This window comes from Pantoea sp. BS_8, assembly GCF_041954965.1.
Taxonomy (GTDB): domain Bacteria; phylum Pseudomonadota; class Gammaproteobacteria; order Enterobacterales; family Enterobacteriaceae; genus Pantoea; species Pantoea stewartii.
The window spans coordinates 721,613-740,593 of sequence record NZ_JAVAXU010000001.1 but is presented as its reverse complement, the minus strand read 5'-3'; the positions used below and the strand labels follow the sequence as shown (position 1 = coordinate 740,593).

Annotated in this window: 19 protein-coding genes; 11 read left to right on the top strand and 8 right to left on the bottom strand. The window is 55.1% G+C overall.

Annotation, left to right across the window (positions count from 1 at the left end; genetic code table 11):
* The first annotated feature begins 73 nt into the window (after nt 1-73).
* From cheR to RAC65_RS03400, 7 genes are all read left to right on the top strand, one after another.
* The gene (cheR, locus tag RAC65_RS03430) at nt 74-946 is read left to right on the top strand and encodes a protein-glutamate O-methyltransferase CheR (protein WP_006120244.1); all 873 of its coding nucleotides are present in this window, start codon (nt 74-76) and stop codon (nt 944-946) included.
* Complete coding sequence (locus tag RAC65_RS03425) at nt 946-1,995, top strand: chemotaxis response regulator protein-glutamate methylesterase (protein ID WP_006120245.1); 1,050 nt, start codon at nt 946-948, stop codon at nt 1,993-1,995. The genes cheR and RAC65_RS03425 overlap by 1 nt, the downstream gene beginning before the upstream one ends.
* 39 nt (nt 1,996-2,034) lie before the next feature.
* Complete coding sequence (gene cheY / locus RAC65_RS03420; RefSeq protein ID WP_006120246.1) at nt 2,035-2,424, top strand: chemotaxis response regulator CheY; 390 nt, start codon at nt 2,035-2,037, stop codon at nt 2,422-2,424.
* A 9-nt stretch (nt 2,425-2,433) separates the two neighbouring features.
* A complete protein-coding gene (gene cheZ / locus RAC65_RS03415; RefSeq protein WP_006120247.1) occupies nt 2,434-3,075 on the top strand; it encodes a protein phosphatase CheZ in 642 nt (213 codons plus the stop codon).
* Nucleotides 3,076-3,265: 190 nt separating this feature from the next.
* Complete coding sequence (flhB, locus tag RAC65_RS03410) at nt 3,266-4,417, top strand: flagellar biosynthesis protein FlhB (protein WP_162285809.1); 1,152 nt, start codon at nt 3,266-3,268, stop codon at nt 4,415-4,417.
* On the top strand, nt 4,410-6,503 hold the full coding sequence (gene flhA / locus RAC65_RS03405; protein ID WP_033741997.1) for a flagellar biosynthesis protein FlhA: 2,094 nt from the start codon (nt 4,410-4,412) through the stop codon (nt 6,501-6,503). Before flhB ends, flhA begins: the two co-directional genes overlap by 8 nt.
* Nucleotides 6,500-6,892, top strand: a complete 393-nt coding sequence (locus tag RAC65_RS03400; protein WP_033741996.1) for a flagellar protein FlhE — start codon at nt 6,500-6,502, stop codon at nt 6,890-6,892. The genes flhA and RAC65_RS03400 overlap by 4 nt, the downstream gene beginning before the upstream one ends.
* A 125-nt stretch (nt 6,893-7,017) precedes the next feature.
* Here RAC65_RS03400 and aqpZ read toward each other — a convergent pair whose 3' ends face one another.
* Complete coding sequence (gene aqpZ, locus RAC65_RS03395; protein ID WP_375096455.1) at nt 7,018-7,686, bottom strand: aquaporin Z; 669 nt, start codon at nt 7,684-7,686, stop codon at nt 7,018-7,020.
* 322 nt (nt 7,687-8,008) lie between these two features.
* Nucleotides 8,009-9,739, bottom strand: coding sequence for an arginine--tRNA ligase (gene argS / locus RAC65_RS03390; RefSeq protein WP_006120253.1), 1,731 nt, complete (start codon nt 9,737-9,739; stop codon nt 8,009-8,011).
* A 630-nt stretch (nt 9,740-10,369) separates the two neighbouring features.
* Between argS and RAC65_RS03385 the strand changes: the two genes are divergently transcribed.
* Nucleotides 10,370-10,930, top strand: coding sequence for a VOC family protein (locus tag RAC65_RS03385; RefSeq protein ID WP_006120255.1), 561 nt, complete (start codon nt 10,370-10,372; stop codon nt 10,928-10,930).
* Here the strand turns inward: RAC65_RS03385 and RAC65_RS03380 are convergent.
* Nucleotides 10,927-12,069, bottom strand: coding sequence for a MalY/PatB family protein (locus RAC65_RS03380; RefSeq protein ID WP_375096350.1), 1,143 nt, complete (start codon nt 12,067-12,069; stop codon nt 10,927-10,929). The two genes, RAC65_RS03385 and RAC65_RS03380, sit on opposite strands and share 4 nt — an antisense overlap.
* Nucleotides 12,070-12,155: 86 nt before the next feature.
* On the opposite strand from RAC65_RS03380, the gene cutC reads away from it, so the two are divergent.
* Nucleotides 12,156-12,908 (top strand): copper homeostasis protein CutC, encoded by a 753-nt coding sequence (gene cutC / locus RAC65_RS03375; protein ID WP_375096349.1) that lies wholly within the window; start codon nt 12,156-12,158, stop codon nt 12,906-12,908.
* A gap of 243 nt (nt 12,909-13,151) precedes the next feature.
* A complete protein-coding gene (locus tag RAC65_RS03370; RefSeq protein WP_054633639.1) occupies nt 13,152-13,997 on the top strand; it encodes a hypothetical protein in 846 nt (281 codons plus the stop codon).
* Between the two features lie 3 nt (nt 13,998-14,000).
* Here the strand turns inward: RAC65_RS03370 and RAC65_RS03365 are convergent, their stop codons facing one another.
* A complete protein-coding gene (locus RAC65_RS03365) occupies nt 14,001-15,098 on the bottom strand; it encodes a glycerol dehydrogenase (protein ID WP_033741989.1) in 1,098 nt (365 codons plus the stop codon).
* Nucleotides 15,099-15,244: 146 nt separating this feature from the next.
* On the opposite strand from RAC65_RS03365, the gene RAC65_RS03360 reads away from it, so the two are divergent.
* The gene (locus RAC65_RS03360) at nt 15,245-15,868 is read left to right on the top strand and encodes a LysE family translocator (protein WP_375096348.1); all 624 of its coding nucleotides are present in this window, start codon (nt 15,245-15,247) and stop codon (nt 15,866-15,868) included.
* 3 nt (nt 15,869-15,871) lie between these two features.
* Here RAC65_RS03360 and cmoB read toward each other — a convergent pair whose 3' ends face one another.
* From cmoB to RAC65_RS03340, 4 genes are all read right to left on the bottom strand, one after another.
* Nucleotides 15,872-16,840 (bottom strand): tRNA 5-methoxyuridine(34)/uridine 5-oxyacetic acid(34) synthase CmoB, encoded by a 969-nt coding sequence (gene cmoB / locus RAC65_RS03355; RefSeq protein WP_375096347.1) that lies wholly within the window; start codon nt 16,838-16,840, stop codon nt 15,872-15,874.
* On the bottom strand, nt 16,837-17,565 hold the full coding sequence (cmoA, locus tag RAC65_RS03350; RefSeq protein ID WP_006120262.1) for a carboxy-S-adenosyl-L-methionine synthase CmoA: 729 nt from the start codon (nt 17,563-17,565) through the stop codon (nt 16,837-16,839). Before cmoA ends, cmoB begins: the two co-directional genes overlap by 4 nt.
* Nucleotides 17,566-17,645: 80 nt before the next feature.
* Nucleotides 17,646-18,041, bottom strand: a complete 396-nt coding sequence (locus tag RAC65_RS03345) for an MAPEG family protein (protein WP_033741986.1) — start codon at nt 18,039-18,041, stop codon at nt 17,646-17,648.
* Nucleotides 18,042-18,093: 52 nt separating this feature from the next.
* Nucleotides 18,094-18,915, bottom strand: coding sequence for a DUF72 domain-containing protein (locus RAC65_RS03340; RefSeq protein ID WP_006120264.1), 822 nt, complete (start codon nt 18,913-18,915; stop codon nt 18,094-18,096).
* Nucleotides 18,916-18,981 lie beyond the last annotated feature (66 nt).

Below are 18,981 nucleotides of genomic sequence, written 5' to 3'. Positions count from 1 at the left end.
TGGCCCAACCGCTGATGTGCGGCTGGGCATAGCAGCAGACGTTTAACAGGTGTAGTTCAGGCCAGGTGCAAAGATGAAGAAATCGACGTTATTAGATCAACCAGAGGCGACAACGCTGCTCTCACAGATGGTGCAGCGGCTGCCCCTCTCCGATACCCATTTTCGCCGTATCAGCCAGCTCATCTATCAGCGCGCGGGTATCGTGCTGGCCGATCATAAGCGCGAGATGGTTTACAACCGTCTGGTACGTCGTCTGCGCACGCTGAATATTGATGATTTTGGTCGCTACCTGGCCCTGCTGGAGAACGATCCTAACAGTGCTGAGTGGCAGGCGTTTATCAACGCTCTGACCACTAACCTGACCGCTTTTTTCCGCGAGGCGCACCATTTTCCTATCCTGGCGGAACATGCACGTAAACGTCAGGGCAATTTCAGCGTCTGGAGCACGGCCGCCTCAACGGGCGAAGAACCTTACTCTATCGCGATTACCCTGGCCGAAACGCTGGGAACCGGACCCGGTAAATTCCAGGTCCATGCCAGTGATATCGATACCCAGGTTCTGGAAAAAGCCGTGGCGGGCGTTTACCGCCAGGAAGAATTACGGACGCTGTCGCCTGCACAGCTACAACGTTTCTTTTTACGGGGTACGGGCCCGCATGCTGGCATGGTGCGTGTGCGCCCCGAACTGGCGAATATGGTGAATTTCAGTCAGCTGAATTTGCTGGCCAACGACTGGAACCTGCCGGGTCCGTTCGATGCCATTTTCTGCCGTAACGTAATGATCTATTTCGATAAAGAAACACAAGAAAAAATTCTACGTCGTTTTGTTCCACTGCTTAAGCCTGGCGGCATCCTGTTCGCCGGACACTCAGAAAACTTTAGCCAGATTAGTAAAGAGTTCTGGCTGCGTGGGCAAACCGTTTATGGACTGACGAAGGAAAGATGATGAGCAAAATTACCGTGATGTGCGTAGATGACTCTGCGCTGATGCGGCAACTGATGACAGAAATCATCAACAGTCATCCTGATATGGAAATGGTGGCGACGGCCCCGGATCCATTAGTGGCCCGCGATTTAATTAAACAGTTTAATCCGCAGGTGTTGACGCTGGATGTTGAAATGCCGCGCATGGATGGACTGGATTTTCTTGAAAAACTGATGCGTCTTCGCCCGATGCCGGTCGTGATGGTGTCATCACTGACGGGACAGGGTTCAGAAATCACGCTGCGCGCGCTTGAGCTCGGTGCGGTGGATTTCGTGACCAAACCACAGTTAGGGATTCGTGAAGGTATGCTGGCTTACAGCCAGATGATTGGCGATAAAATTCGCGCGGCTGCCCGGGCACGTCTGCATGTGCGCACCACCATGCCTGCCCCGGTCACGCTGAAAGCCGGTCCGCTGCTGAGTAGTGAAAAGCTGATTGCGATTGGTTCATCGACGGGCGGTACAGAAGCCATCCGCCACGTATTGCAGCCGCTACCGGCCACCAGCCCTGCGCTGCTGATTACGCAACATATGCCACCGGGATTTACCCGTTCGTTTGCCGAGCGGCTAAACAAGCTCTGCCAGATTACGGTGAAAGAGGCCGAAGATGGTGAGCGTATTCTTCCTGGCCATGCTTATATCGCGCCCGGCGCGATGCACATGGAGCTGGGTCGCAGTGGTGCGAACTATGTCGTGAAGCTGAACGACGGTCCGCCAGTTAACCGTCATAAACCGTCAGTCGATGTGTTGTTTAAATCGGTGGCGATCAACGCCGGGCGAAATGCCGTTGGCGTGATCCTGACCGGTATGGGTAACGATGGGGCAGCAGGCATGCTGGAAATGCATCGTGCCGGCGCCTGGACCATCGCGCAAAATGAAGCAAGTTGTGTCGTTTTTGGCATGCCACGCGAGGCGATAGCCAGCGGCGGTGTGAGCGAAGTAGTGGATTTAAGCAACATCAGCCAGCACATGCTGGCGAAAATTAGCGCCGGACAGGCATTGCGTATTTAACAGGCCCGTCCTGCCGGGCGAGATAACACAGGAGTAGATATGGCTGACAAAAATATGCGCTTTTTAGTGGTGGACGACTTCAATACGATGCGTCGTATTGTCCGTAACCTGCTGAAAGAGCTGGGCTTCAATAACGTAGAAGAAGCGGAAGACGGCGTCGATGCGTTAACCAAACTCAAGGCAGGTGGTTTCGATTTCGTTATCTCCGACTGGAACATGCCTAACATGGATGGCCTGCAACTGCTGCAGACCATTCGCGCAGATGCGGCCATGGCCAGTCTGCCTGTGTTGATGGTGACGGCTGAAGCGAAAAAAGAAAACATCATTGCTGCCGCTCAGGCGGGTGCAAGCGGCTATGTCGTTAAGCCGTTTACGGCCGCCACGCTTGAAGAGAAGCTGGGCAAAATTTTTGAAAAACTGGGTATGTAAGGAGATGTGATGAGCGACCTTCCGAAATCAGCTGAGCAAGCCGCGGCACAAGATATCATTTCCCGCATCGGTTCACTGACACGCATGCTGCGTGATAGTTTGCGTGAGCTGGGGCTGGATCAGGCCATTGCAGAAGCTGCTGAAGCCATTCCTGACGCCCGTGATCGTCTGGACTATGTAGTGCAAAAGACCGCTCAGGCGGCCGACCGGGCGCTGAACAGCGTCGAAGCAGCGCAACCGCACCAGGACAAAATGGAAGCGGGAGCGATTGCGCTTAAAGGACGCTGGGATGCATGGTTTGAGAATCCTATCGAACTTGCCGATGCGCGCGAGCTGGTGACGGATACGCGTCAGTATTTAGGGGAAGTGCCTGAGCACACCTCTTTTACTAACAAGCAGTTGCTCGACATCATGATGGCGCAGGATTTCCAGGATCTCACCGGTCAGGTGATCAAACGCATGATGGATGTGATTCAGGAGATCGAGCGCCAGCTGTTAATGGTGCTGCTGGAAAACATGCCAGAAGTGAGCGCCGAAAAACGTCAGGTTGGCACTACGCTGCTTAACGGTCCTCAGGTTAACGCTGCCGCCCCTGGCATTGTTGCGAACCAGGATCAGGTGGATGACCTGCTGGACAGCCTCGGTTTCTAATCACCTGGCTGTCTCGCCATCGCGACGTTGCGATGGTCCCTTCTGAAAAGTGGCCTGCTCACCGCGGGCCACTCCGCTTTTCTCTTTTGCTATCCGTGAAAGAGCATGTGTTTTTCACGTTTTATCCACGCTTTAACCAAACTCAAATTTGGCATTCTATGCTCAGAATTCCTGCCAACCGAGGTTTGTGGTGTCAGAAAACAGTGATGAGGACAAAACAGAATCGCCCACGGCCCACCGACTTGAAAAAGCGCGTGAAGAGGGCCAGATTCCGCGTTCGCGCGAGTTAACCTCACTATTGATGCTGTTGGCAGGCATCATGATTTTATGGGTTGGCGGGACGGCAATGGCCCATCGACTGGCGGCAATGGTGTCAACCGGACTCAGTTTCGACCACGGCATGGTGACCGATGACAAAATTATCATCGCCCACGTCGGTAATCTGATCATGCAGGCCATTGCCGCGCTTCTGCCGCTTCTGGGCGGGCTGGTTCTGGTGGCCATTGCCTCACCGATGCTGCTGGGCGGCGTGGTCATCAGCGGCAAATCCATCAAAGTGGATTTTAGCAAGCTGAACCCGTTGCCAGGCTTCAAACGCATGTTCGCCGCGCAGGCCTGGACGGAGCTGTTTAAAGGCATTCTGAAAACCATTCTGGTGGGCTGCGTGGCAGGCTGGTACATCTGGACGCACTGGCCCGATATGCTTCGGCTGATTGCCGAGTCGCCGACCACAGCCCTGATCCATGGCATGGACATGATCGCTATCTGTTGTGCGTTGGTCATGCTCGGCCTGATCCCCATGGTGGGATACGACGTTTTCTGGCAGCTTTACAGCCACTTTAAAAAATTGCGGATGTCACGTCAGGAAATTCGCGATGAGCACAAGCAGCAGGAAGGTGACCCGCACGTGAAAGGGCGCATTCGTCAGCAGATGCGCGCGGCAGCCCGTCGTCGCATGATGGCCGATGTGCCCAGGGCCGACGTGATCGTTACCAACCCAACACACTATTCGGTTGCGCTGCAATATAACGAGAAGAAAATGAGTGCGCCCAAGGTTATTGCCAAAGGCGCTGGCGAGATCGCCTTACGCATTCGTGAACTGGGCGCAGAACACCGCATTCCGGTTCTGGAAGCACCGCCGCTGGCGCGTGCGTTATACCGTCATACCGAAATCGGGCAACACATTCCTGGCGCCCTTTATGCGGCCGTCGCGGAAGTGTTGGCCTGGGTCTGGCAGCTTCGCCGCTGGAAGCGCGAAGGTGGCCTGGTGCCCGTAAAACCTAAAGACCTGCCGGTCCCGGCAGAGATGGACTTTGCAGGAGAGAGCAAAAACGATGGCTAATCTGGCCGCTAAACTACGCCTTCCAGGCAACTTCAAAGACATGCAATGGCAGGTCCTTGCGGGTCCGGTGCTGATCATCATGATTTTGTCGATGATGGTTCTGCCCTTACCGCCGTTTATCCTTGATCTGCTGTTTACCTTTAACATTGCCTTGTCGATTATGGTGCTGCTGGTCGCCATGTTTACCCAGCGCACGCTGGAGTTTGCGGCCTTTCCCACCATTCTGCTGTTTTCGACCCTGCTGCGCCTGTCGCTGAACGTAGCCTCTACGCGTATTATTTTGCTGGAAGGGCATACCGGTGCCGCGGCGGCGGGACGGGTGGTGGAAGCCTTTGGCCACTTCCTGGTTGGCGGAAACTTCGCCATCGGGATCGTGGTGTTTATCATCCTGGTGATCATCAACTTTATGGTTATCACCAAAGGTGCGGGCCGTATCGCCGAAGTGGGTGCGCGCTTTGTGCTTGACGGGATGCCGGGTAAGCAGATGGCTATCGACGCCGACCTGAATGCGGGTCTGATTGGCGAAGATGAAGCGAAGCGTCGTCGCGCCGAAGTGACTCAGGAAGCGGACTTTTACGGTTCGATGGACGGTGCCAGTAAGTTTGTACGCGGGGATGCCATCGCCGGTATTTTGATCATGGTCATCAACGTGATCGGCGGTTTACTGGTGGGGATCGTTCAGCATGGTATGGATGCGGGCCACGCGGCAGAAACCTATACGCTGTTAACCATCGGTGACGGTCTGGTCGCACAGATCCCTGCGCTGGTCATCTCTACCGCGGCGGGTGTTATCGTGACGCGCGTGGCAACCGACCAGGACGTCGGCGAGCAGATGGTCGGGCAACTGTTCAAAGATCCGCGCGTCCTCATGCTGAGTGCCGGCGTAATCGGTTTGCTGGGGCTTGTGCCTGGCATGCCTAACTTTGTGTTCCTGCTGTTTACGGCGGCCTTACTGGGGCTGGCGTGGTGGTTACGTGGCCGCGAGATGCAGCCGAAGAAGAATGTCGAATCGCCGAGCAGCATCGCAAAATCCATGGAAACGCCTGCCTCTGCCGAAGCCTCCTGGACTGATGTGCAGCTTGAAGACACGCTGGGCATGGAAGTGGGTTACCGCCTGATTCCGATGGTCGATCACAACCAGAACGGTGAGTTGCTTGGTCGTATCCGCAGTATCCGTAAAAAAGTGGCGCAGGATGTCGGCTTTCTGCCGCCGGTGGTGCATATCCGTGACAACATGGAATTGCCACCCGCGCGCTACCGCATTTTAATGAAAGGCGTGGAGATCGGCAGCGGTGATGCCTATCCAGGACGCTGGATGGCGATTAACCCCGGCACAGCCGCGGGTACCTTGCCGGGTGAAGCAACCGTCGATCCTGCCTTTGGCCTGGCGGCGGTGTGGATTGACGGTGCGCTCAAAGAGCAGGCTCAGATTCAGGGCTTTACCGTAGTAGAAGCCAGTACCGTTGTGGCGACGCACCTTAATCATCTGATTGGCCAGTACGCCAGTGAGTTGTTTGGCCGTCAGGAAGCGCAGCAACTGCTGGACCGCGTCTCCTCAGAGATGCCGAAACTGACCGAAGATTTAGTGCCTGGCGTGATTACGCTGACAACGCTGCACAAAGTCCTCCAGAACCTGCTGGTTGAGCGCGTTTCGATTCGTGATATGCGCACCATTATTGAAACCCTGGCAGAGCATGCGCCGGTTCAAAGCGATCCGCAGGAACTCACCAGCGTGGTGCGCGTGGCGCTGGGCAGAGCGATTACGCAGCAGTGGTTCCCGGGCACGGGTGAAGTGCAGGTGATTGGCCTGGATGCGACACTGGAGCGCCTGCTGCTGCAGGCCTTGCAGGGCGGTGGCGGACTTGAGCCAGGCCTGGCCGATCGGCTGTTAGCCCAGACGCAGGAGGCCCTGCAACGGCAGGAAATGATGGGCGCGCCGCCTGTCCTGCTGGTCAATCATCCGTTACGCGCTTTACTGGCACGCTTCCTGCGCCGTAACATGCCGCAGCTGGTGGTGCTGTCCAATATGGAATTAAGCGATAACCGTCAGATTCGCATGACCGCAACCATCGGTGGCAAACAATGAGATCGCTAATGCTGTTTTCGCTGCTGCTTCCGCTGTTTGCTCAGGCCGCTGACGGTGCCTGGAGCGCCAGCGCGGCGGGTCCACTGATGGCGAATCGGGGAAGCTGGCAGTCGTCGCAGCCGCTGACCCCGCCAGGTCAGGTCAGTGGGGCGATCACCGTGGTGAACTGGCGTTATCAGTTTACCCAACCGGTGCCTTCCGGTTTACAGGTCCGGCTCTGTGCAGAACAGCGTTGTACCGAACTGGACGGTGCCAGCGGCAGCACACGCGGTCTGGCTGAGGTCGCCGCCGGTGAAACGTTACATATGGTGTTTGGCTTCGCCGGTGGCGGAAGTTTGCCGCCGGGGCTGAAGGTCGTCAGCACAGCGGTGACGGTCAACTACCACTAAGCCTTTTTCGCCCTGTTCATGGCAGACTGACAAGCATCATCAAGAGACTGATGCTGTCGGTCTGCCCGATCACCCCCGATGTCATAACGCGGTTCAGGCTACGCGTCTTTTTGCAGCAGAAAGCGCTAAAGCCATCCCCCTGCAACGCCACCCGCTATCGGTACCAGCCAGAAAACCCACAGCTGCCGTAACGCCCAGCCTCCCTGAAAAACAGCCATCGCGGTACTGCGTGCCGGATTCACCGAGGTATTGGTTACCGGGATACTGATTAAGTGAATGAGCGTTAATGCCAGACCAATCGCAATGGGAGCGAAACCCGCCGGCGCGCGTTTATCCGTCGCACCCTGAATAACCACCAGGAAGAACGCGCTGAGTACGAGTTCAGTGATGACGGCCGCGCAGAGGGAATAGCCGCCTGGCGAGTGCGCCGCAAAGCCGTTGGCAGCGAAACCCTTATCTGCCATCGTAAAGTCAGCCTGACCACTGACGATCAGATACAGCACGCCCGCCGCCGCAATACCGCCAGCCATCTGTGCCACGATGTAGGGCAAGATGGTCTTGCTGTCGATGCGGCCACCGGCCCATAAGCCCAGGGTGACGGCGGGATTAAAGTGACCGCCCGAAATGTGGCCTACCGCAAAGGCCATTGTCAGTACGGCGAGGCCAAATGCCAGAGACACGCCCACAAACCCAATCCCGGTTTGGGGAAAATTCGCGGCGAGCAGGGCGCTGCCGCAGCCTCCGAATACCAGCCAGAAGGTGCCGAACAGCTCGGCAAACGCTTTTCTTAACATCAACTTATTCTTCCTTTCTCGTTAACACGTTAAACCTGATAAAACGCGGGCTTATAGTAGAGCGCGGGAATAAGAAAAGAATCATGTCCCGACAGGACCTTGATATACGCGACATCAGGGTTGCCTGAGCGGGTTTGCACGGCGCGTGCTGCGATCATCTCTGGTGCTGAAATACGAATTAACGCCTTTGTATCGTGGAGTCAGGGAGGGCAATGGCAAAGATGACGCTACATGAAGGAAAATTGTGCGGGTGACGGGCAGAGCGGGAAGGGCGAGGTTGAGGCAGGCGCTGAGAACAGTCAGCTCTCAGCGCCTTAACAGATTACATGCGATCGACCGTTTTGATCCCCAGCGTATCCAGGCCCAGTTTCAGGGTTTTTGCGGTCAGTGCCGCAATCTGTAAACGGCTCAGGCGCGTCACGTCGTCCTCTGCGGCCAGAATCGGACAGTGCTCGTAGAAGCCTGAGAACAGGCCCGCCAGATCGTACAAATAGGCACACATCACATGCGGTGTGCCATCGCGTGCCACCTGCGTAATGACCTCTTCAAACTGCAGCAAACGCGTTGCCAGCAGGGCTTCACGGTCATCCGTCAGCACGATTTCTGCCTGAATCGCATCGGCGTCGATACCGGCTTTACGGAACACGGACAGCACGCGCGTATAAGCATATTGCATGTAAGGCGCCGTATTGCCCTCAAACGCCAGCATATTATCCCAGTCAAAAATGTAATCAGTGGTGCGGCTTTTTGACAGATCGGCATATTTCACGGCGCTGATGCCGACGACTTCCGCAAGCGTGCTGACTTCCTCTTCCGTCATGTCCGGGTTTTTCTCGCGTACCAGCGTGTACGCGCGTTCATAGGCTTCATCCAGCAAATCTGACAGCTTAATGGTGCCGCCACTGCGGGTTTTAAACGGACGGCCATCTTTACCCAACATCATACCGAACGCATGATGTTCAAGTGGAACGGACGCGGGCACATAGCCGGCTTTACGGACAATGGTCCACGCCTGCTGTAAATGCTGATGCTGACGTGAGTCGATGTAGTAAATTACGCGGTCCGCATGCAGGGTTTCATAGCGATACCTGGCACAGGCAATATCGGTGGTGGTGTAAAGATAGCCGCCATCCTTTTTCTGGATGATCACGCCCATCGGCTCACCTTCTTTGTTCTGGAATTCTTCCAGGAATACCACGGTGGCGCCTTCACTCTCGACGGCCAGACCTTTGGCTTTCAGATCGGCCACAATTTCCGGCAGCATGTCGTTATAGAGGCTCTCACCCATCACATCATCACGCGTCAGGGTGACGTTCAGACGGTTGTAGATATGCTGGTTTTGCGTCATGGTGATATCAACCAGCTTTTTCCACATCTGACGGCAGTAGTCGTCACCGCCTTGCAACTTCACGACATAGCCGCGCGCACGCTCTGCAAACTCAGGATCTTCATCGTAAGTGCGCTTGGCTTCACGGTAAAAACCTTCTAAATCCGCCAGCGCCATCTCCGCGTGGTTTTCATTTTGCTGTTTTTCAAGAAACGCAATCAGCATGCCGAACTGCGTGCCCCAGTCGCCCACATGGTTCGCGCGGATCACATTGTGGCCCAGGAACTCGAGGGTGCGCACCGCGGCGTCGCCAATGATGGTGGAACGCACATGGCCGACGTGCATCTCTTTCGCCACGTTGGGGGCAGAGTAGTCCACGACGATTGTCTGTGGTTCGACCGGGTTCACGCCAAGGCGCGGATGATTCAGCGCCTGCCGGGCATGGTCGGCCAGCCACTGACGATCCAGGAAAATGTTGATAAAGCCCGGCCCCGCGATCTCCACTTTGCTGGCAATGCCAGTGAGGTCCAGATGTTGAATCACGGTTTCAGCTAATTGTCGTGGCGCCTGGCCCAGTTTTTTCGCCACGGCCATGATGCCGTTAGCCTGATAATCACCAAACTGAACTTTAGCCGACTGACGAACCTGAGGTTCACAATCGGAGGGAGCACCAGCCAGCACCATTGCCTGACTGACTTTTGCGGAAAGAAGCGCCTGAATATTCACCGGGTTACCTTACATATGCAGAGAAAAGCACGCTATTTGGGCAGCGGGCTGTCGTCATGATTCTGCCGGGTGCAATGACCACAGGTCCTGGCCCGGCAAAAGGAAAAAATGAGGGAAAAAGTATACGTGAATTGTCAGCGTGAGTCAGTAGCGGGATAAAGGCAGGGAAACAGAGCCGAAGATGTTTCCCGCAGAGATTAGCGACGACGCGCGCGGCGCGCGTTTTTAACACTTTTGTCTGCACGTACCTTCCAGTGGCGCGCAAGGGCAAACCCCATCAGTGCAATTAAGATGGCAACTACGATGAGCATCGTCATAAAAACTTTCCTTATAATAGTGTTAATGCAAATTTAATAGAAAGCTATGCAGGCTGCAATCATGCCACCGTTAAGTAAGACTTATCTTATTGTGTTAATGATAACTATACAAAACAGTAACTTAAGTTACTTTTGTCAACGAAAAGGTGGATCTAACCAGAAGATTAATCTGAATTAAAAGCGTTAATTTTTTGCTTTTCTCGTAAAACGCCCGCCAAATAAGATGAATCTTACCCTTTTGTTCATTACGATAGTTCAGTAACAATGAGTTACGGCATTCCCTGGTCATAAAAAAGTGAGGAGACAGCTTACGGTGAGCATGATATTCCCACCCGAACTGGACGATTTACAGGCCGATTTAGCGGCTTTCGAAGAACGGTTACAAAATTTTTCACAGCGTCTGGGATTAAACCCCACAGACCTCGACGTCGATCATGTGGCCGTGCGGTGTCATCAGAATGCGACGGCCGAACGCTGGCAAAAAGGGTTTTTGCAACTCGGGGAGCAGTTCTCGGCGGCGATGATTAACGGACGACCGGTATGTTTATTTAAGCTGCACCAACCGTTAATGATTGCCGGCTGGGCGATAGACGTCGTTGAGCTGCCCTGGCCGGGTGAAAAACGTTACCGCCACGAGCGCTGGGAACATATTGAGGTGGTATTACGAGGCGAGCCTGAAACACTGGGCATGCGTGCCATGGCGCTACTGTCCGATCAGGCGCTCACGCAGCCGGGTATTTCATTCAAAACCAGCTCACCGAAAGGGGAAAACGAGCGTCTGCCGAATCCTACGCTGGCAGTGACCGATGGGGAAACCACGATTAAGTTTCACCCATGGCGACTGGACGAGATTGTGGCCAGTGAACAGCGTTAGCCCCGGGCTTCAACCGCGCGTCTGAGCCGTCTGACGGCTTCTTCCAGCAAGGCGCGGGGACAGCCGAAATTGATTCGTACAAAGCCGTCATCACCAAAGTCGCGCCCTGGCGAGAAGCCAAGCCCGTGTTTTTCAAAGTACAGCGCCGGGCTGGCAACCTGGAGTTCTCGCGCATCGATCCAGCCCAGATAACTGCCTTCCGGAGAGGTCATTTTGAGGCCGGGCAGCGCATTGACTTCGGAAACCAGCCAGTCCCGGTTGCCGCGCAGATAATCAAGCTGGGCATCAAGCCAGTCATCACAGGCCCGCCAGGCGACTTCCGCCGCAACCAGGGCCAGAATATCGACTGAGGGCACAATGCCCTGGCGCACGGCGGTGAATCGCGCCCGTAGTTCAGGATCCGGGATCACAGCGACGGAAGCGCCCAGCCCGGCAATATTGAAGGTTTTGGATGGCGAAAGCAGCGTAATGCTCCGTTGGGCCGCATCATTACTCAGGGAGGCAAAGGGGATATGTTGCAGCCCCGGCGTTAACAGTAAATCGCAATGAATTTCGTCAGAGCAGACGATTAAATCATGGTGCTGCGCAAAGGCCAGTTGCGCTTCAAGTTCTTCCCGGCGGTAAACCGTGCCGCCAGGATTCTGCGGATTGCAAAGCATCAGCAAGGTTTTGTCCTGCATGTGGCCGTCTGCTGCAGTGAGATCCATGACCCAGCGGCCTTCCTGCAACGTCAGAGGCAGATTCAACTGATCACGTTCAGCCAGCTTCGCGGCTGAACGGAAAGGGGGATAAATGGGATGCGGCGCGACGGCACCCTGGTGCGGCGCGGTAAACGCCCGCACGGCCAGATTTAACCCGCAGACTACGCCGGGCAACACGACCACCCATTCCGGTTTAACTTCCCAGTGATAGCGTGATTTACAGCGGGCAATCAGCGCATCGATAAATCCCTGAGGCTTATCGCCATAGCCGAAAACACCATGATCAACGCGGGCTTTAATGGCCTCAATGATGGGGGCAGGCGATCGGAAATCCGTATCCGCTACCCACAACGGCAGAATATCCTGGCCCGCATATTTGTGCCATTTAAGGCTATCACTGTGACGGCGGTCTATCCGTTGGTCAAAATTGAATGTCATAGTTAGTTTTCCACGTAAACTGTTCTAAGGGATAAGCATACCTGACGAATTTGGCGTGAACAGGACGTCATGTAAAGGAGAAGAGAATGACCACACTGGAAATTTGTTGCTATGGGGTGGATTGTGCCTTAACCGCTCAACAGGCGGGGGCCGATCGAATTGAACTCTGTGCGGCACCGCGTGAAGGCGGCCTGACACCTTCTGCTGGCATGCTGGAATTCGCCCGTCGTGACATTTCTGTTCCGGTGCATCCTATTGTCCGCCCGCGCGGCGGAGATTTTTGCTATTCCAGCCGGGAGTTCGAGGCAATGAAATCGGATGTCGCGCGGATTCGCGAACTGGGCTTTCCGGGCGTAGTGTTAGGGATGCTGGATGAAGATGCCCATATTCATGTGGGGCAGATGCGGCAGATCATGGCGCTGTGCGACGGCATGGCGGTGACCTTCCATCGCGCCTTTGATCTCTGCCACCGGCCAAAACGTTCGCTCGATGTTTTAACCGATTTTGGCGTGAAACGTATCCTCACTTCCGGGCAGCAGCAGAGTGCGGAAAACGGAATTGCATTATTGAGGGAACTTAATGAATACAGCAGCGGTCCTATCATTATGGCAGGTGCTGGCGTTCGTTTAAGTAACCTGCAAAAGTTTCTTGATGCAGATATTCGTGAGGTACACAGCTCGGCAAGCCACCTGGTGGCATCACCGATGCGTTACCGCAAAGCGGGTGTTTCCATGTGTTCCGAAGCCGAAATTGATGAGTTCAGCCGTTACTGCGTCGATGGTGATGTTGTAGAGGCAATGAAAAGTGTCATGCAAATGAATACCGCCCGGGTGGCCTGACTCATAACCAGTTTTGCCGCGCAGCACGCCGATTGATGACGTGATGTTTGCAAGTACCAAACCCCAGCACATTTGCTGGGGTATTTTTTGTCCGGTATTCCGCTATAGTGGATGATGAAACAACGCATTGCGTGCATTCTGTGTCGCCGTTTGCCGTCAACGCGGCTTTGCTTTCCCTGTTCTGTTCCCCGGTTGCGGGTCATCAGCTTAACCCTAATCGACATTGATGTCAGAGGCCCTGCCATGCGATGCATTCTGCTTTCCGCTGTTCTCACCGTGATGGGATGCCATGCGCCCTTAACCTTTGCCGCGTGCAAATCAAACAGTAAAGCGGTCTCTGACAGTAATAACTGGATTCTGCTGGGCGGCAGTGCGAAAGGGGCGGTACGTCAGGTTGTCGCAGGGGAGTTTGGCAAAGACGTCAATTCGCAAAAGCGGGTGCTGGGGCAGTTTGATCCCTGTGGCGACCTGCTGGTGGCGGATATCAGTTATGACAAAAATGAGCGTAACGTCATTCTGAGCATGGAACAACATCTGGTGCGTGTGCAGGAAGGTTGGGTGGCCGAATATGCGTATCTGGTAAAAGTGCTGAAACAGGGAAAGGAAGTGGTGGTGGATAACCGACAAGGCACCATCAACTGGCATAAGGGAAAAAACGGCAATATTATCAGCGCTTCAGACAAATTCATCAGCATGGGCAAATCGGGATTCACGGACACCACGTACCGCTACGATAAACACTATCGTTTGCTGAAAAGCATTGCGCGCGGAACCGATCCCGTCAGCAACGGGGAATACCGTTACACGTGGAGTCCGCAGGGCCTCGTCACCCGCACCACCTCTGCCCGGCGAAAAGACACCTATACCTATGACGATAAAGGGCGGGAGCTGCGCCTGAACGGCACGGCATCAACCGACGTCAGCACTCTGCGCACCGTGGATGAATGCCAGTTCTGGGATGACAAGGGCAACTGCACCCTGAGTTACCTGAATGAAACCGAAGTTTTTGAGAAAGGCACGGTGCAGCGTCACCTCAGTGCGGTTTATAAGTATCAGTACTGGGACAAACCCACTGAGGCGACGGAATAGCCCCTATTTTACCGTTTTACTGAACGCATCCAGGCCCAGCAGCGCATGGGCGATCTGTTCCGGTGCCAGGTTAGGATTGAGGTTTTTCAGCGTATCGCCCTCGCTGTTCGCCAGCGCGCCGATTTTTACCAGATCTTCCCAGCTCACCCCGTCCAGATGCATCTCTTTTAACGTGGTCGGCATATTGATCGAACGGTAGAAGCGGATGTAGCGGGCAATTTCTTCATCGGGACGCTGCTCAAGCACCATCTGAGTTAACGTACCGTAGGCCACTTTTTCACCGTGAGTAAGATGGTGGATATCGCCGTCAATTGCGGTGAATCCGTTATGAATCGCGTGCGCACCAGCCAGACCGGCGTTTTCAAAGCCTAAACCGGACAGCAATGTATTGGCTTCCACTACCGCTTCTACCGCTGGCGTGACGCGTTTTTCCGAGACGGCGATATAGGCACTGTAGCCCCACGTCAGCAGCGTCTCTTCACAGGCCCGGGCAATGGCAAGACCGGCAATAGTCGGATCGCCATTGACCATCGATTTCGCATGGCTACGGGCCACCGCCTGGGCTTCCACCCAGGTCGCCAGACCATCGGCGATGCCGGACGCGAACAGGCGGGCGGGCGCGGCGGCGCACACGGCGGTATCAATTAACACCAGATCGGGATTTTTACTGTAGAAACGGTAGCTTTCAAAAACGCCACTGTCGGAATAGATAACAGACAGCGCGCTACAGGGCGCATCGGTTGAGGCAATGGTGGGCACAATCACTACCGGCTGTTTGAGTTCATCGGCCACGGCTTTTACCGTATCCAGCGTTTTGCCGCCACCCAAACCAATCACCACGTTACAGCCCTGCTGCTGCGCATGCTGACTTAACCGGGTAATTTCATTACTGGAGGCTTCGCCATTGAACTGCTGACGGCTGAGGGTAATGCCTGCTTTTTCCAGCGTAGACTGCGCCCGCTCACCAATCAGCCCCCAGACGACATCGTCAGCCACCACGAAAGCGTGATTGCCCAATTCCGTGACATACTCTCCCAGTTCATCGAGCACGCCCGCACCCTGTACATATTTGCGAGGCGAAGAGAAAATAAATTTACTCATGATCGTAGCTCCTGGTTTTTCAATTGAGACCGTTACCGGCCCGCTAATAACGCCACTAAAAAGCGTAGCAGTTAATCACGCCTGGCTGTCTGTACAGCGTGAAAAACGCTTGTTATTGTTAAGCACTTCTAATCAGGAGTACGCCTGTGACGACTTCATTCCTCGCTTTTCTGTTTGCGATCATCATTTTGACCCTGACGCCGGGGTTCGATACGGCATTAATTTTGCGATCGGCGGCGGCACAGGGCTGGCGACGAGCCAGTGCGGCCGCGCTGGGCGTGGCGACGGGCTGTCTGTCGTGGGGCATTGCGGTCGGGCTGGGGCTGGGGGCGCTGCTGCTGGCATCGGAAACGGCGTATAACCTGCTGAAGTGGGCTGGCGCAGCCTATCTGCTCTGTCTGGGCGTCAGGTTACTGTGGCATCCGCGTCGCCAGAATGCAGCGCTGCCCGCCGAAACGCCGTCGCAGCAAACGCATCTGGCCTGCTTTCTGCGTGGGTTACTGGGGAATCTGTTGAATCCTAAAGTGGGCGTTTTCTACGTAACATTTTTACCGCAGTTTATCCCTCAGGGCGGCTCGGTCCCGGTCTGGTGCACCCTGATGGCCCTGACACATATGGTGACTGGATTGATCTGGAGCAGCGTGCTGATTGGCAGCAGTCACTATTTTGCGGCACAGCTCAGGAAGCCACGCGTGTTGACAATCATGGATCGTTTGACGGGCTGCGTCTTTATTGGCTTCGCGGCGAAACTGGCGCTGTCTCGCCGCTGAGCATTACGGCTTGGTGGCGACCAGCACCGCACGCAGCGGTGCGGGATAACCTTCAACGGTTTTGCTGCTGTCCGCAGGATCAAGGAATTCCGCCAGCGATTCGCTGGTCATCCAGTCGGTCCGGCGCTGTTCATCTGTGGTCGTTACGGCAAAGTCTACAATGCGCACATCGATAAAGCCGCATTTCTCCAGCCAGCTTTTCAGCGCCTCGGCGGAGGGGATAAAGTAGACGTTGCGCATCTGAGCATAGCGTTCGCCCGGCACCAGCACCTGATTCACATCGCCTTCAATCACCAGCGTTTCCAGGACCAGTTCGCCGCCGCTCACTAACTGATTTTTCAGCTGCATCAGATGATCCAGCGGCGAACGGCGATGATAAAGCACGCCCATGGAAAACACGGTATCGAACGCCTGAAGTACCGGCAGCTGTTCGATGCCGAGCGGCAGCAGGTGGGCGCGGCGGTCGTCATTTAACAGCTTGCGGACGGCTTCGAACTGGCACAGAAACAGCTGCATGGGATCGATACCGACCACAAGGTGCGCGCCTGCCCCGATCATGCGCCACATATGGTAGCCACTGCCACAGCCCACATCCAGTACAGTGCGTCCGGCTAACGAGGAGATGTGTGGCAGCACGCGATCCCATTTCCAGTCTGAGCGCCATTCCGTATTAATTTCGGTGCCGTAAAGCGAATAGGGGCCTTTGCGCCAGGGCATCAGATTACGCAGCAGTTTCTCAATGCCCTGACGGTGCCGATCGCTGATATCGTCCCGATCGGCGCTGACGCTGTGCAGCAGGTCCAGCCGCTGAGGTTCCAGCTGGGGTAAATATTCCAGCGACTTGTACCAGTCACGGAAGTGCCCGTGCAGATTTTCACGCTGCCACTCGCTGATTTGCGCAGGCAGCACCTCCAGCCATTTTGCCAGGGGACCCACGGCGATTTGCTGATAAAAACGGCCAAAGTCGATCATTTTAATGCCACCAACGAACCAAAATTAAAACACTGAAACCACAGCTCAGCATGAGAAAAACCGGCCTGTTTAAGGCGCGCCTTGTGCGTTTCTACGCTATCGGTGAGCATCACATTTTCCAGCATGCTGCGTTTCTGGCTGATTTCCAGTTCGCTGTAGCCGTTGGCGCGCTTAAAGTCATGATGCATGTTGAACAACAGTTCACCGACGTCACGATCTTCAAAGCTGAACTTCTCAGAGAGCACCAACGCGCCGCCGGGATTCAGCCCCTGCCAGATTTTGGTCAGCAACGTCAGGCGGGCTGGCGGTTCAAGAAACTGCAGGGTGAAATTGAGCACCACCAGTGACGCGTTCTCAATGGCGATATCGCAGATATCCGCTTCGACGACCGTAACCGGCGTATCCGCCCGAAACGCATCGATATGACGGCGGCAGCGCTCCACCATGGCCGGCGAATTATCCACAGCAATAATCTGACAGCCGGGCACGTGAATATTGCGGCGCACCGAGAGCGTGGCAGCGCCTAGTGAACAGCCCAGGTCAAATACCTGGCTGTTGGGCTGGACGAAACGTTCTGCCAGCATGCCAATCATCGAAATGATGTTGGAATAGCCCGGCACTGAGCGCTGAATCATGTCGGGAAACACTTCAGCCACGCGCTCGTCAAACGTCCAGTCGCCCAGTTTTTCAATGGGCGCAGAAAAGAGTTGATCGCGATCAGACATAACGAAAATCCGAAGAGACGGCGGAAAGGGCGCTATTCTGGCAGAAACTGCCGCGGCCTGCACCCTTTACGCCGTTAACATTAACGCAAGCTGAGCAAGAGTGGCCAGGGCAGGTAAATCAGGTTAAAAATTACCATACCGGACAGCGAGAATAACGTCAGCATCATGCCATATTTGCGTTTGCTCATGACATCGTTGCGCAGGCCCTGTGCATGCAACACCCGGCCAATGAAAAACAGGATGCCGGTCAGGTGCACCATCCAGATATTCGCGCCGTTCATCTCCAGCACAATCAGCAATAATAACCCCAGCGGGATCGTTTCAATGGCATTGCCGTGAATCCGGATGGCCATATGTAAATCGTGATGACCGCCATCGCCATAAGCCACATGATGCTGTCGCCGTAAGCGCACAACATTCAGGGTAAATTTCATGATCAGTAAGGCCCCGATCACCACATATAACGCGCTTATCATTATTGATTCCTTATTTTTACTTTTGCCAGAGGTGTGATGCTGCCGGTCGCTATCAGAATAGCGAATCCTGTTGCGGCCAGTCCGGCCCGGGACCGATGCTGGCATCAATTTTTTGCAGTTCAGGCCACAAGGCCTGCACCAGCGGAAAGACCTGGCCCATGTCGGGCGTGTGAATGAAAACCAGCGGTTCACTTTGCGTATGCCATTCAGCCAGTTTCGTCAGCCAGATGCGAAACAGCGGCAGGCTTTCTTCAAGACTATCGCTGCCGACAAAGCGGATCATCGGGCGCGGTCCTGTTAACAGCGCATGCGGCGGGACGCGCGGTTTTTGCTGGCGGGCGTGCAGCGCCGCCGCGCTTTGTGACGTTGAGGCGTGAACCGGACGGCTGTCCAGCACCACACGATTGACGCCGCGCTGGAGCAGGCCACGATTCAGCGCGCGCTCAGCCTCACCTTTCGCGAAAAAAGCGGCATGCCGCACTTCCACGCCATAGGAAAAAGAGGCAGGCAGACTATCCAGAAAACGCCACAGATCGCTGAGTTGGGCGGGAGAAAAGCTGGCAGGCAACTGGAGCCAGTACTGACCGATGCGATCGGCAAGCGGATGCATCAGGCGAAAAAAGTCGGTCAGTAAGTCATCGGTGTTTTGCAGTGCTGCCTGATGGCTGATTGTGCTGGGGAATTTAAAACAGAAGCGAAACTGATCGTGCGTCATATCCCGCCAGCGCAACACGGTTTCGGGATCCGGCAGTGCATACAGCGTGGTATTGCCCTCAACGGTCTGGAAATAACGCGCGTAGTCCGCCAGGGTTTCAATTCCCCAGCGTTTCCAGTGTGCGTGGTGCCATTGCGGCAAACCGATACGAAGTGTCACGCCTGACTCCTGTCGTTGAGTGTGATGGTAATTATCCTGTAAGGCAGTATATTGACGCAACCCGGT

Bases quoted from the DNA above. Each gene is read 5' to 3' on its own strand.
- cheR (WP_006120244.1), top strand. From the start codon at position 74: ATGAAGAAATCGACGTTATTAGATCAACCAGAGGCGACAACGCTGCTC.
- RAC65_RS03425 (WP_006120245.1), top strand. From the start codon at position 946: ATGAGCAAAATTACCGTGATGTGCGTAGATGACTCTGCGCTGATGCGG.
- cheY (WP_006120246.1), top strand. From the start codon at position 2,035: ATGGCTGACAAAAATATGCGCTTTTTAGTGGTGGACGACTTCAATACG.
- cheZ (WP_006120247.1), top strand. From the start codon at position 2,434: ATGAGCGACCTTCCGAAATCAGCTGAGCAAGCCGCGGCACAAGATATC.
- flhA (WP_033741997.1), top strand. From the start codon at position 4,410: ATGGCTAATCTGGCCGCTAAACTACGCCTTCCAGGCAACTTCAAAGAC.
- RAC65_RS03400 (WP_033741996.1), top strand. From the start codon at position 6,500: ATGAGATCGCTAATGCTGTTTTCGCTGCTGCTTCCGCTGTTTGCTCAG.
- aqpZ (WP_375096455.1), bottom strand. From the start codon at position 7,686: ATGTTAAGAAAAGCGTTTGCCGAGCTGTTCGGCACCTTCTGGCTGGTA.
- RAC65_RS03380 (WP_375096350.1), bottom strand. From the start codon at position 12,069: ATGACATTCAATTTTGACCAACGGATAGACCGCCGTCACAGTGATAGC.
- cutC (WP_375096349.1), top strand. From the start codon at position 12,156: ATGACCACACTGGAAATTTGTTGCTATGGGGTGGATTGTGCCTTAACC.
- RAC65_RS03370 (WP_054633639.1), top strand. From the start codon at position 13,152: ATGCGATGCATTCTGCTTTCCGCTGTTCTCACCGTGATGGGATGCCAT.
- RAC65_RS03365 (WP_033741989.1), bottom strand. From the start codon at position 15,098: ATGAGTAAATTTATTTTCTCTTCGCCTCGCAAATATGTACAGGGTGCG.
- cmoB (WP_375096347.1), bottom strand. From the start codon at position 16,840: ATGATCGACTTTGGCCGTTTTTATCAGCAAATCGCCGTGGGTCCCCTG.
- cmoA (WP_006120262.1), bottom strand. From the start codon at position 17,565: ATGTCTGATCGCGATCAACTCTTTTCTGCGCCCATTGAAAAACTGGGC.
- RAC65_RS03345 (WP_033741986.1), bottom strand. From the start codon at position 18,041: ATGATAAGCGCGTTATATGTGGTGATCGGGGCCTTACTGATCATGAAA.